This window comes from Phycisphaerae bacterium, assembly GCA_035275405.1.
Taxonomy (GTDB): Bacteria; Planctomycetota; Phycisphaerae; order UBA1845; family UTPLA1; genus DATEMU01.
Window position 1 is genome coordinate 141,293 of the sequence record DATEMU010000014.1, and the last position, 12,776, is coordinate 154,068.

A 12,776-nucleotide genomic window follows, 5' to 3' on the forward strand; every position below is an offset into this window, starting at 1 on the left:
ACCGAAACCAAGGAGCGAGATCATGCAAGGTCGCAAAGTGATTACGGCCGGCGCCCTGGGCGGGATGGCCATGTTCGTTTGGGGGGCTGTTGCCCACATGGCTCTGCCCCTGGGAGAAATGGGCATGCGCGATCTGCCCAATGAACACATGTTCATTCCGGCGATGAAGATGAGCATTAAAGAACGGGGTTGGTATCGCATTCCGCCCATGAACCTGAACGACACGTCGGAGGCAGCCCAGAAGGCCCGCGAAGAAAAGGTTAAGACCGGTCCGCTTGGCGTCTTGATCTTCGACCCGGACGGAATGAAGCCCATGTGGATGCTGCTCATGGGAGAATTCCTGAGCAACGTCCTCGCGGGGCTCCTGTTGGCGGCGGTCTTGTCCGGGCTGAATGCCGGAAAGGCGACGGGGTTTCTGGTCGGCGCAGGGATGGGTCTCTTTGGATGGTTGGCTATTTCGGCGTCCTACTGGAATTGGTATCGCTTCCCGACGGTCTTCACCATGTCCGAGATGATGCAGCAGTTGATCGGCGGGGCGCTGACCGGCCTGGCCATTGGCTGGGTCTTGTCGCGACGTAAGCTGGATAAGCCGCCCCTGTTTTGATTGAGTAGACTCGATGATTGCCACCAAGCACGTGAAAGACCGGCGTGCGCTGCGCTTCAATTCGATTGACGAGTTACGCGCCGACGTCGATCGCATCGTCGCGGCGGAAAAGTCCGGCAAGCTGCGCTGTACCGGCAACTGGACGGCCGGTCAGGCCATGGGCCATATCGCGGCGTGGATCAACTATTCGTATGACGGCTATCCCATGGGCCCGCCGCCGTGGATCATTCGCCTGATCCTCGGCTTTCTGAAGAAGAAGTACCTGCGCCAGGGCATGCCCGCTGGGGTCGAGATCCCCAAGGTCAAGGGTGGGACCTTTGCGATGGAGCCGCTGAGCACGGAAGAGGGCGCGGCGAGACTGCGAAAAGCCCTGGTACGGCTGGCGAGCGGCGAGCCGGCGAAATACGACAGCCCGGCCTGGGGAAAGATGCCGGTGGAGGAGCGGATCGCGCTGAATCTCCGCCACGCGGAATTGCACCTGAGCTTCATTCACCCGGACTGAACGTCACCGCCGAAATCACGATGGCCAAAGCCACGCGAAGATCGCGCCAGTGATCAGATGGCGGGTGACCGTGAAAGCGGGGAGACCATTGTGTAAGATACAGAAATGGTCATTGAAATAGACAATCTGGCGCTGCATTGCGAGGTGTTCGGCGAGGGAGAGCCGGTACTCTTCATCCACGGATTTCCGCTTTCGGGAGAGATGTGGCGCGGCGCGGCGGAGGCGCTGTCGGATCGCTGGCGGTGCTTGGTGCCGGACCTTCGGGGGCATGGCCGAAGCGCGGCGAGCGCCGCGGCGTCGATGGCGCGCTACGCCGACGATCTGGCGGCGATGCTCGATAAACTGCGGGAGTGGCGGCCGGTGGTCGTGGTCGGCCTGTCGATGGGCGGGTACATCGCGTTCGAGTTTTACCGGAGGCATCGCGCGCGCGTGCGAGCCATGGTGCTTTGCGACACGCGGGCCGAGGCCGACGCGCCGGACGGGGCCGCCAAGCGCGAGGCGATGGCGCAAGAGGTGCTCAAAAACGGCAGCCGGGCGGCGGCGGACGTGATGGTGGATAAGCTCTTTGCGCCGGGGGTCTCGCCGCAGCTTCGACAACACTGGCATGACGCCATGTCACGCAATCCACCGGTGGGCGTGGCGGCGGCGGCGCGGGCGCTGGCGACGCGGCCTGATTCCACTTCGACGCTGACAACCATTGATTGCCCGACGCTGTTCGTCGTCGGCCGCGAGGACACCCTCACGCCGCCCGCGCCGATGGAAGCCATGGCCCGTGCGATCCGCGGCGCGCGACTGGAGATCATCGAAGGGGCGGGTCACATGCCGCCGGTCGAACAGCCGGGGGAATTCAATCGTATACTCCGTGGATTCCTCGAATCGCTTTAGGGACGTGAACTGGGGCATCCGATGGCGGCGAAGCTACCCTGGCTACAGAGGCAATGGAAGTTTGATGGTCCCGTCGGCGTCTATCCCGACATCCTGGAGCGGCTGCGCGGCGTGCCGGCGCGCATCGAGGACAAAGTGGAGAAACTTTCCGCGGATGTCCTAACGCGGCGCGACGGAAACACCTGGTCGATTCAGGAGAACATCGGCCACTTGCTCGATCTGGAGCCGCTGATGCATGCCCGGCTGGACGATTACCTGGCCGGTTCGGCGGTGCTGCGTGCCGCGGACATGGAAAACCGACGCACGCACGAGGCGCGGCACAATGAACGGCCGATTGGGGAACTCCTGCGCGAATTTCGTCGCGAGCGAGAATCGCTTTGCCGCCGGCTGGACGACCTCACCGAATCGGACTTTGGCCGAACGGCGGAGCATCCCCGGCTCAAGGTCCCCATGCGGATGGTCGATTGGATGTTGTTTACGGCGGACCATGATGACTACCATCTGGCGCGAATGACGGAATTGAAGCGGTTGATTACGGGGGCGGGGCATCCTTGATTCTGCGTGGGGTTTTTCTGCGGACGATATTGCTGGCGGCACTGGTCCTCGCGGAGGGCCTGACGGTTCCCCGCACGGCCGGGTCGCCGTCTGTTGCGCCCGTGTCCTCGTCCGCCACCCGGCTGCCTTGTCTGCTCTACCATCGCTTTGTGACGAGGCCGGAATACGCGCGGATCCGCGGGGACGAGCGTCTCTATTCCATTTCCATCGACTCCTTCGAGGCTCAACTCCGCAGACTTCGGCAGCTCGGCTATCGCAGCCTCAGCGCGGACGAGGCGGTCGCCTTCGCGCGCGGCGAGAAAAGTTGGACGCAGCCGATCGTGCTGATCACCATTGACGATGGATGCCGGAGTGTCCTGACCCAGGCCGAGCCGCTCCTGCGAAAGTACGGATTCCGCGCCGTGTTCTTCGTTACGCTGGACTCGAGCGCCTATGTGTTCGGATTGGGTCATGCGGATCAGTCCCGCGTCTCCGACGACGCGCTGCGTGCGCTGGACCCGGCGGTCATCGAGGTGCAATCCCACGGCGTCACGCATCGCCCACTGTGCGATCTTTCCGAAAAGGACATGATTCAGGAACTGGTGCAGTCGCGCACGGAATTGGAGCGGATCACCGGCCGACCGGTGCGACACCTGGCGATTCCCGGCAATTGGTATGACGCGCGGGTGTTGCGCCATGCCAAACAGTCCGGCTATGAGGGCATTTTCGTCTCGGACCGCGATTGGGTCCGTCCGGGAAGCAGTCCGACGCAATTGCCGCGGATAAATATCGCGGGCTTTACGACGATGTCCGCCTTCGAGGCTATTCTCAGCGGATCCGCGAAGCCCCGAGCCGAAGCCCCGATTCACTGAGGCGCGGGGCCGTCCGCCGGCTGCAGCCGCCCGCTCATCCACTTTCGATACCGCAGCACAAGCTGTCCCAGTTCTTCGGCGGTGGCCTGCGCCTGCGGCGCAATGGCATGGCCTGTGAGCGAGGAGAGGGTGAACGCCGCGACGTCAGCGACGCTGCGGCTGCCGTCCGCCGGTGGAGATGACGGAGGCTCCGCGGGAATCCCTTTGGTGGCCGTCAGCGCGCGGGCTACGGCGTCGATTTCCGTCTCCAGCGCCAAGGGCCCTGTAAACCGGCCCTGATCGAAAAGCGCCCGAACCAGTGCTTCCATGGGGTCGCAGACACTCTCGTCGCCGGCGGGTCGTGATGTCGCCACCGCGGTCGGATTGCTGACCAGTTGCTGCCCCAGCGATTCGACGGCCTGCGCGCGGACCCAGGCATTGAAGTGTCCGGATGCGGCCTCGCACAGCGCGGCGACGGCGTCAGGGTTATTCACCCGTGCGAGAGCGGCCGCCGCGGCGGTCACGATTTCCGGCGGCCGCGAGTTCATCTGGCTGATAAGGAAGTTCTGTGTGGGATCGAAATCCAGGAAGGCCAGGGCCGTCGCGGCGCTGAGCCGGACGTCAAAGTCACTGTCGCCCAGCCGCACCCGAAGCAGGGCAAACCGGCGGCCGTCGGAAAGGCCCTGCGAGGCGGGGATGACGAGCGCCCGGATCTCACTCCGCGGGTCGTCGCCGAGTTTCCCAATCGCGCCGGCGCCGGCGTCGCCGATGCCCGCCAGGCAGGCGGCGTAGTAGGACCGCTCCTTGGGGTCCGCGGTCTCTTTCAGTTGGTGAACCCACCACTGCGCAAGAATGCGGTGGCGTTGTACGAGGACCAACGCAAACAGAAATACCATCGCGAGGATCGCGACGATCGACCATCGGGGGCGGCGATTGGCATCGGGCGGGGAACTACTCACGACCGTAGTGTGCCAGTTTCCACTGGCGTCGAAGCTCTTTGTCCTGCAGCTTGCTGCAGACCGCCTGGTGGATACGCCGCCAGTGCGTCTTCCACTCGGCGGGGGTACGTCCCGGCCCGGTGAGATAACTCCGCAGGAATCTGAGCCGATCCGACGCCGTGCAGGCCGGGCTGCCAAGCAGGCTCGCGCAGAGCCGCACGACGGCGCGAAGCTGCTGCGCGTCGCGGACCCTGCGAACGTGCTTGATGCCGTCCATGTCGATGAAGGTCAGGACGGGCGATCCCCGGTAGGGCGGGGCCCAGCGGACCATGAGATTGGGGGCCTTCATGTCGCGATGGACGAAGCCGCGCTCGTGAAACGCCTTGAGCAGCCGGACGACGGATTCGATGACCCGGTCCTTAACCACCCGCCGCTGGCCGGCCGGAAGGGCGGCGACATCGCGGGTCAGAAATGTCTCCAGATCGCTCGCGCCGTCGATGTATTCGCTGATGCCGATGGAGTCGGTGCGGATGAGACCGAGGGCGTAGCGTTCCAGGATGGCCAGTGGCTGGGCGACGGGCAGGTCGCGATTGCGCAGGCGGTTGGCCATTTTCCAGCTTCGCAGGGTGCGCGAGGGGCCGAAGATCGCGGCGAGCTTCTTCCAGAAGTTACGCGCCAAGGGGCGCTTCACGACGACGCACGGCGCATCGGTCGACGTTCCGAGCCGGGCGCGGCAGACGACGGCCGTGTGCGAATCTTTCAAGAGTTCCTGACGCCGCGGATCGACCCACGCCAGAGGATAACGCAGCCATTCTTCCCACTGACCCTTGGTGAAACATGCGCCCGCTGCGCCGGTCGCCGGGCAGGGATGCTTGCTGGCCAGGAGAACGTGACCGCGCCAGCCGGGAGCGGGGCGTATTCGTGCAAAATAGCGGCTGTTGCGCAGGGTGCGACGATCGCGTTTTGCCCACAGGTAATACGCATGGCGATCGGCCTGCGCGGCGAGATCGGCGACCAGTTTGCCAGTGTCGATGCGCCAATTGCGCGCGAGCGAACTGGCCTGCGCGAATTGATCGCGATAGCTGATGTACGCATCGAGGAAGCGAAGGCGCTGCGAGCGCGAGGCGTTGCGGCGGAACCACTGGTTGAGCTGCGCGAGGTTGGCGACGGCTTGTCGCGGCGCGACCCGCCGGCCGGTATGGACGCGGTGAAGATCGACGAAGAAGGCCTCGCAGCGCTGGCCGATCCGCCGGACAAGGATGTTGCCGGGGTGCATGTCGCCGTGTTGAAAGCCGCATTGATGCGACCGCGCGATCAAACGCGCCAGGGAATCCGACAGCAGATTCGCCTGCCAGCGGTCTTCTCGAACGGTCTGCCAATACTCGCCAAGGGGCACGGCATCCAGGACGGCCTGAGTGATGAGCAGCGAAATCCCCCCGGTCCAGCGTCCATCGGCCCAGGCCGTGGCGACCGGGACGACGGCGGAGATGCCATGGTCCGCGGCGTAGCGGCCGATGTTCCATTCGGCCCGTGCGATCGGGCCGCGGACGATGGACTTGAGCCGGGCGACACTGCCCGTGGGGTGGTAAAGCTTGGCGAAATATTCCCCGCCGCAGACGCGAACGCACCAGACGTCGCGCTGGCTGTTGCGCTTGAAGAGCGTGGTCTCCGGACCTTCGATCAGGTGGAACCAATCGACCGCCCGCGAGTCGATGAGCGCGACGTGGCTGGCGGCAACGCGCCACTGATGGCCGTCGAAGACCCGTTCGATCACTCCGGAGGGCTGCTCGGTCATCGCCGAGGGGCGCGCAGAGGGACCTCGAATCATGGTGGTCGTTCCCATGCTGAGCCCGGTTGCTGGCTGCGAAGTGCTCGATTCCGGCAAGGTGGAGGGCCGACCCCGCGGGGGACCGGCGTCACCGGTGTTCGGTCGAGGGCCGTTGATGATGTTAGCCTCTCGGTTTCCGAGGTTCAAGGTTCCACTCGCTTGACCCTGTTATCCAAAACCAGGGGATAGTGTATCCAAATCGTCGCTTACCGCTACCTCACGCGAAAAGGGTCTTCAGGGGCCTGATAATGGGACGTATGGTCCACCGTCGCGCGGAGTGAGGGCCCAAAATTGGCCCCACGCGATCAAACGGTAGACGCCACGGGCTTTTTGGGCGCTCCCTGCTTGGCTCGTTTTTCGGCGCGCTGGCGCAGGAGCGCCTCGATAAACTCGTCAAGCTGCCCGTCGAGCACCTTCTGGGGGTTGCCGGTCTCGACGCCGGTACGCAGGTCTTTCACGCGAGGATCGTCGAGAACATAGTTACGAATCTGGTTGCCCCAGGCGATTTCGCCCTTTTCGCCGTAGAGCTTGGCCGTCTCGCTGTCGCGCTTGGCCTGCTCGATCGCCTCCAGCTTGGACTTCAGGACGGACAGGGCCTGCCGCTTGTTCTGCGCCTGGCTTCTCTCGTTGACGCATTCGACGACAATCCCTGTCGGGATGTGGCGGATGCGCGCGGCCGTCGCCACCTTGTTGACGTTCTGACCGCCGGCCCCGCTGCTCCGGCAAAACACGACGATTTCCAGGTCCTTCTCCGGCAACTCGATCTGGCTGTCGGGATAGACCGGCAGGACGTCGACCGCTGCAAAGCTCGTCTGGCGCTTCCCTTGCGCGTTGAACGGGCTGATGCGGACGAGCCGATGGACGCCGACCTCCGTGCTGAGCCAGCCATAGGCATAGGGCCCTTTGATCTGCAAGGCGACGGATTGGATGCCCGCGCCGTCGCCCTCGCGCAGGGCGAGTTCCTCGACCGTAAAGCCCTTGCGCTCGAAATAGCGCAGGTACATCCGCAGGAGCATCGAGGCCCAGTCACAGGCCTCCGTTCCGCCGGCCCCGGCCTGGATGCTGAAGTAACAGTCGCGGTCGTCATTGGGTCCGGCCATGAGGGCCATCAGCGAGACTCTTTCGACATCGCCGGCCAGCGCGGCGCGCTCGGCCTCCGCCTCGGCTCGGGTGGCCGCGTCGTCTTCCGACTCGGCGAGTTCGTAGAGAACCGCGACGTCATCGAGCCGCCGGGCCACGCCTTCGATGGGCTCGATCGTGCTCTTGAGCGATTTGAGTTCGGTGATGAGGACTTGCGAATCCGGCGAGTTCCAGAATCCGGGCTCGCCCATCTTCGTTTCGATGGCTTTGAGACGTTCCTTCTTGGCGGGCAGGTCAAAGAGAGTCCCGGATGGAGTTAATGCGCTCCGTCAACTCCTGCACTGTCGCGGTTCCGTCGGGAAGTGGCATAAGAAATCTCCGTCCTTGAGGCCTCTTACTATAGTCTGAAGCCCGGTGACTGACAATTGATGGATCGGCGCCGTGGGGTACGATGTCGTACTGCCCAGGAGGGCACCATGGAATCCGCCACCCAATCACCGCCGATCAAACGCCGTTCTTCCCTTCGGATCATCATCGCCCTGGCCGCCCTTGCCGCGATCGGCGCTCTGATCGCCGAGCGGAAGACGCGTCCGACGCTGACCTACGGACCGATGGTGCAGATCCCGGAACCGGGGGCGCTCACGATCGTCTGGGGCATGGACGCGGTGTTTCCCGGCGGTTCGGTGTGGTTGCGGACGGCGCCGGATCAAACCCTGACCGGCTCGGGGCGCTGTGCGAACGGCCGGTGCGAAGTGAGTTTCAAGGGCCTGGAGCCGGGGCGGGCCTACCCCTATGAAATTGCCAACGATCGGCTGATTTTCGGCTCGACGAAGCTGGCCGGGCCGTATGAAGCGAAGCCGGCGCTGCCGCGCGGCCGGCCTTTTCGGTTTGCCGCCTTCGGCGACTCCGGCAACGGCAGTAACACGCAGACGGAGTTCGCCCGGCGAATCGCCGCCTCGAAGCCGGACGTGATTATTCATGTCGGCGACCTGGTGTACCCGGCCGGCGCCCTCGACACCTACGATACGCACTTTTTCGGCCCGAATGCCGAGATGATCCGGACGGCCCCCTTCATGGCGAGTCTGGGCAATCACGACGTCGCCACGGAAAAAGGCGCGCCGCTGCTGGAGGTCTTCGTCGCCCCGCGCAACGGCCCCGAGGGGATCGAGCCGGAGCGGAATTACTGGTTCGACTATGGCGATGCCCGCTTCGTCGCCTTGGATTCCAATCTGGAACAGGAAGCCGGCGCGATCACGAAAGAACAAATGAAGAACATCGTCGCCCCGTGGCTGCGGAGAGTCCTGACCGAAACCGACGCGAAGTGGAAATTCGTCTTCTTCCACCACGTCTTCTACACCGGTAGCACGCACCCGCCGGAGGGTGGAGCACACATGAAAGAGGCTTTTCTTTCCGTCTTCGAGGAGTGCGGCGTTGACGTCGTGTTCTGCGGTCACAACCACCTCTACGAACGAACCGCCCCGCTACGCGGCGATCAGGTGGTGCCGGACGGCAAGGGAATCGTCTATATCACGACCGGCTGCGGCGGCGTAAGCCGCTACGCGGAAATTCAGCCACCGCCCAAGTACATGCGGGCGTATAACCACGAGGTGTTCTCCTTTACGCAGGTCGATCTCTCCGCGACGCGCTTTGAGATGAAGCAGATCGACGAGAACGGCAAGGTGATTGACGAGTACACGATCAACAAGCCCGAGGCTCAGGTCGCGAACTGAATTCTACTATCCACTCTTGACGATCGGCGTCCCGCACTCCGGACACGCGCCACTTTCATTCCCGTACAAGTCATAGCCGCACTTCCGGCAGTTTCCCGGCGAGGCGGTGCGATGCAGTCGTTGGGCGGCTTCAAAAAAGTGCTGGAAATCCAATTCGGTGCGGAAGGCCCGTCGTGGCACGACATACGCCGAAATCAAACAATAAAAGAAGATATAATTGCCGGCCCTCCGCACCTTTTCAATCGCACCCCACTTGAAGTTCGAATTGCCGTAGGGTGACGTGAACTCAATTCCCTCGCGGCTGATGGTCAGTCGCTGCTGCGAAAACAAGAGGCGATTCTTCCCCTCCTTCAACGCGCGTTGCAGGGATTGGGCGGAGGCGCCCCGCGCCCGATACAGCAAGTAGGTCCACAAAACAAAAAAGAGCACGACCCATGTTCCGAATTCGGTCGCGACTCGATCCCCTTGGACGACGAGGGCCAGATCGGCCGCGGCGATCAGCGCGGTAATCACCAGCATGATCCGAAAAAAGAGATTGAATTTCTGCCGCTCAGGCGACGACTTCAGGTAGTGGTTCTGCAGGGCAAGGATGTCGTTGTCGTCGAGCGTGAATTCAACGGAAATCGACTCCCCTTCAGCCGCAGCGCCGGCTGGCGAGGGGGGCGTCAGGCTCGAAATTCCGGCGTCAGTCATCGTGGCGATGATGGATCAAGAATCAGGGAAACGCGATGCCATAAGGAAAACATAGACGTCCACGTTTAATTGCACGCGAATTTGGGAGAGTATGGACGTTAGGTTGTCGCATCCGCAAACTCATAGAGCGGGACGCTTCCTGTAGGTTCGTCAAGATCCGCAAGCAGACTCTCGAGGCGGCGGATGGTCTGCGGCTTAAGGAGTACATCGCCGCAAACTCCGCAAACCTCGGCCGGCACATGATCCACAACCACCAGGCGGCCACGATGGCGAACCGTGTGGGCAACCTGGCGGTCTTCATACTCGCCGGGACAGCCTTGAATCGAGCAATTCATGATGGACGGTTCCTTTGCGTCGGCGTCAACCACTTGGGCAGACGCGGCTCGTACGCCGTTATGATTATAAGCGTCGGCGACGTAGTCGTGCAGACAACATGCAGATTACGCCCCTCGCCCGTGTGACCTCCGATAAGACAACAAGAACCGCGTCGATGATGGGGATAGTTCTCGAGTATCCCGCCTGATTCGATCGCATCAAGTAGTTCTGCCAGGGAAATTTCTTCGTCGACCATCTCCTGGTGGGCATGTTGAGTTAATCGAAGCTGATCAGTTCGAGCAAGCGTGCGAATATGTTCGATCGCTGCATTTGCATCGGTAGCATCGAATTCGCTCATACCGCGATCGCACTATCCAGCTTCACACATGCCCCGCCGTCTGGCGCGGGAGCCACTTGCCCCAGCCGTTCTGGCCGCAGAACTTGTAGTCGTCCACTATGACCTTGCCGCGCGATAGCGTCGTCCGCGAGAAGCCCGCCAGCGGCCAGCCCTGATAGGGCGACCAGTCGGCGTTGGTCTCCATCGACGCGTGATCCACGGTGATCTTCTTCTTCGGGTGGATGATGGCGATGTCCGCGTCGTAGCCCTTCTTAATGCGGCCCTTGCGGTCGCCCAAGCCCATGATCTGCGCCGGCGACGTGCTGCACTTTTCGACGAACTCCCGCACGCCCAGCCGGTCCTTCAGCACCCCGTGCGTATAGACGATCGGCATCAGCGTCTCCAGCCCCGGCATGCCCATCGGGATCTTCGTCCAGTCGCCGTTCCACATCGCCTTCTGCTCGCGCGTGAAGGTGCAGGTGTCTGTCGACACCGCACAGACCGTGTCGTCGGCCAGGCCCTTCCACAACCGCTTCTGGTCCGCTTTCTTCTTGATCTGCGGGCAGCAGCCGTAGAGATGCCCGTCCGGCCCGGCGAAGAGCGAGTCGTCCAGCACGAGATACTGCGCGCACGTCTCAGCAAAGATGTTGTCCAGGCCGTTCTTGTGCGCCCGCCGGATGATGTCCGTCCCTTCGGCGGTAGACATGTGAACGATATACAGCCGCCCGCCGGTCACCTCGGCCCATTTGACCGCCCGCTGGATGGCTTCGGCCTCGATGAAGTTCGGCCGGGTGATGCCGTGGAGCTGCGCCCCGAGGCGTTTCATCTCGTCGTCGTTGTGGTGGCGGGCGATCAGCTCGTCGAGGACGCGGCTGGACTCGGCGTGAATGAGGAGCATGGCGTCGAGTTCGCGGCACTTTTCGAGCGCGCCGAAGATCGCGGCGTCGTCGGCCTGCCAGCCTTCCTTCTCGTAGATCATGAACTGCTTGAAGGTGGGGAAGCCCTGCTTGACCATGTCGGCCATCTGGTGCTGGTGCTGGTTCCACTTGGTGACGGCGACGTGAAAGGTGTAGTCGATGCAGGCCTTGCCCTCGGCCTTGGCCCGCCAGTTGTCGACGGCCTGCTGGAGCGACTCGTCGCCGTAGGGGATGGCGAAGTCGATCAGCGTCGTGACGCCGCCGCGCGCCGCCGCCCGCGTGCCGGTGTTGTAGTCGTCGGAGGAGGTCGTCCCGCAGAACGGCAGGGCCAGGTGGACGTGGACATCTACGCCGCCGGGGATGACGTAGTGCCCCGCGGCGTCGATGACTTTCGTTCCGTTCGTCTCGCCGCCTTTCGCGGACTTCTTCGCCAGGTTCTTGCCGACGGCCGCGATCTTCTCGCCGACGATGCCCACGTCAACGGGCTCGCTCTTGTCGGCGTTGACGACGGTGCCGTTGGCGATGATGGTGTCGAAGTGCATGGTGTTACCCTCCCGATGGTATTTTGCCGTCGTCTCGACGACGGGTCAATCAGGCCAGCAATAAAATCACCACCGAGGCACAGAGATCACAGAGGACAAAAAAGGATTCGTTCCTCGGTGCCTCTGCGCCTCTGCGGTTAATCTTTCTTCGGCCGGTACCGCTAAACGAGGTGCAGGAGCGAGGTCACGGATTTCCACACGACATCCCAGGCCCACATGCCCAGTACTATCTCCGCCGCCGTGATGCCGTGACAGATTAGGACCAACAACCCGTCGTCTTCCAGCAGCCCGATGGCGTACACGATGACGGGGAGGATGAAAATCCAGTTGGATCCCGGGATCGGCAGGGGTAACGCCAGGCCGAACCCCTGGATGGTGATGGCGACGCCGCACAGTGACCAGAAGGGCCCCCGCAAGACCAGTGTCCAGCGCGGTTTGATGAACCGCTCCAGGCCGGCCGTCCAACGGGTCAATTTTGTACTGATCCACTGAAGCGTCGTCAGCGAGACGTGGTGGCGGCGGACCCAGCGCGGCAGCCAGGGTTTGCTCCAGCCGATAGTCATCTGCGCGGCGGCGAAAGCGATGGCCAGTCCGAACGGCGTGGACAATCCAAAAAACGGAATGGCGATCAGCGCCAAAAACGCCAACAGAAAACCAAAGCCGGCGTGTTCGGTACGATCGATGATCTCCCCGACCGTGAGGTCGGACCGGACCCGCTTTTTTCGTCGACCGCGAAACCGTCGAAGGGAACGGCGCTTCGGCGGCTTCTCGCCGGCCTGTTCGGACGCTTTGGACCCGCTGGGGTCCGGTGTCTCAGGGTCAGGATCCGCCGTAGCGGGTCTGATCGACATGCGATCCTTGCAAAGCTCGCTCAGGATCATCGACAGGCGAAGCGTAGAGGGAGGGCCGGGTTGAGATTGAAATTTGGCCATGATCTTCGTATGCCCTGCGGCGTTCGATGTTGGAAGCCGCACACTCTATGGGAACTTTGCATCCAGTCGAATGGCAACTATACTGCGT

General features: G+C 62.9%; 13 protein-coding genes. 6 read left to right on the top strand and 7 right to left on the bottom strand.

All coding sequences use genetic code 11. The annotated features are described in order from the left end of the window. The first annotated feature begins 22 nt into the window (after window positions 1–22). From VJZ71_17115 to VJZ71_17135, 5 genes are all read left to right on the top strand, one after another. Window positions 23–604, top strand: a complete 582-nt coding sequence (locus VJZ71_17115) for a hypothetical protein (GenBank protein ID HKQ49797.1) — start codon at window positions 23–25, stop codon at window positions 602–604. Between the two features lie 13 nt (window positions 605–617). Continuing rightward, window positions 618–1,106: a DUF1569 domain-containing protein gene (locus VJZ71_17120; GenBank protein ID HKQ49798.1), complete on the top strand. Its 489-nt coding sequence runs from the start codon at window positions 618–620 to the stop codon at window positions 1,104–1,106. 105 nt (window positions 1,107–1,211) lie between these two features. Then, window positions 1,212–1,991 (top strand): alpha/beta hydrolase, encoded by a 780-nt coding sequence (locus VJZ71_17125; protein ID HKQ49799.1) that lies wholly within the window; start codon window positions 1,212–1,214, stop codon window positions 1,989–1,991. A gap of 21 nt (window positions 1,992–2,012) precedes the next feature. Beyond that, on the top strand, window positions 2,013–2,546 hold the full coding sequence (locus VJZ71_17130; GenBank protein ID HKQ49800.1) for a DinB family protein: 534 nt from the start codon (window positions 2,013–2,015) through the stop codon (window positions 2,544–2,546). Further along, window positions 2,543–3,397 carry a polysaccharide deacetylase family protein gene (locus tag VJZ71_17135; protein ID HKQ49801.1) on the top strand — a complete coding sequence of 285 codons (855 nt, stop codon included), beginning with the start codon at window positions 2,543–2,545 and terminating at the stop codon, window positions 3,395–3,397. Before VJZ71_17130 ends, VJZ71_17135 begins: the two co-directional genes overlap by 4 nt. Here the strand turns inward: VJZ71_17135 and VJZ71_17140 are convergent. The 3 genes from VJZ71_17140 to prfB form a co-directional block, all read right to left on the bottom strand. Then, complete coding sequence (locus tag VJZ71_17140; protein HKQ49802.1) at window positions 3,391–4,335, bottom strand: HEAT repeat domain-containing protein; 945 nt, start codon at window positions 4,333–4,335, stop codon at window positions 3,391–3,393. The genes VJZ71_17135 and VJZ71_17140 overlap by 7 nt on opposite strands. Beyond that, window positions 4,328–6,142: a lipopolysaccharide kinase InaA family protein gene (locus VJZ71_17145; GenBank protein ID HKQ49803.1), complete on the bottom strand. Its 1,815-nt coding sequence runs from the start codon at window positions 6,140–6,142 to the stop codon at window positions 4,328–4,330. The genes VJZ71_17140 and VJZ71_17145 overlap by 8 nt, the downstream gene beginning before the upstream one ends. A gap of 305 nt (window positions 6,143–6,447) precedes the next feature. Beyond that, window positions 6,448–7,591, bottom strand: a protein-coding gene (gene prfB, locus VJZ71_17150) for a peptide chain release factor 2 (protein HKQ49804.1) whose coding sequence is annotated in 2 segments (ribosomal slippage) — window positions 6,448–7,518 and window positions 7,520–7,591 — 1,143 coding nt in all. Because the reading frame shifts where the segments join, the coding sequence is not laid out codon by codon here. Window positions 7,592–7,698: 107 nt separating this feature from the next. On the opposite strand from prfB, the gene VJZ71_17155 reads away from it, so the two are divergent. Then, entirely contained in the window at window positions 7,699–8,952 is a 1,254-nt protein-coding gene (locus tag VJZ71_17155; GenBank protein ID HKQ49805.1) for a metallophosphoesterase, read from the top strand. Window positions 8,953–8,958: 6 nt separating this feature from the next. Here the strand turns inward: VJZ71_17155 and VJZ71_17160 are convergent, their stop codons facing one another. From VJZ71_17160 to VJZ71_17175, 4 genes are all read right to left on the bottom strand, one after another. Next, on the bottom strand, window positions 8,959–9,645 hold the full coding sequence (locus tag VJZ71_17160) for a YcxB family protein (GenBank protein HKQ49806.1): 687 nt from the start codon (window positions 9,643–9,645) through the stop codon (window positions 8,959–8,961). A 98-nt stretch (window positions 9,646–9,743) separates the two neighbouring features. After that, window positions 9,744–9,980: a YgiT-type zinc finger protein gene (locus tag VJZ71_17165; GenBank protein HKQ49807.1), complete on the bottom strand. Its 237-nt coding sequence runs from the start codon at window positions 9,978–9,980 to the stop codon at window positions 9,744–9,746. 360 nt (window positions 9,981–10,340) lie between these two features. Continuing rightward, window positions 10,341–11,756 (bottom strand): dihydropyrimidinase, encoded by a 1,416-nt coding sequence (gene hydA, locus VJZ71_17170; protein HKQ49808.1) that lies wholly within the window; start codon window positions 11,754–11,756, stop codon window positions 10,341–10,343. Between the two features lie 161 nt (window positions 11,757–11,917). Then, window positions 11,918–12,607, bottom strand: a complete 690-nt coding sequence (locus VJZ71_17175; GenBank protein HKQ49809.1) for an exopolysaccharide biosynthesis protein — start codon at window positions 12,605–12,607, stop codon at window positions 11,918–11,920. Between the last annotated feature and the right edge of the window lie 169 nt (window positions 12,608–12,776).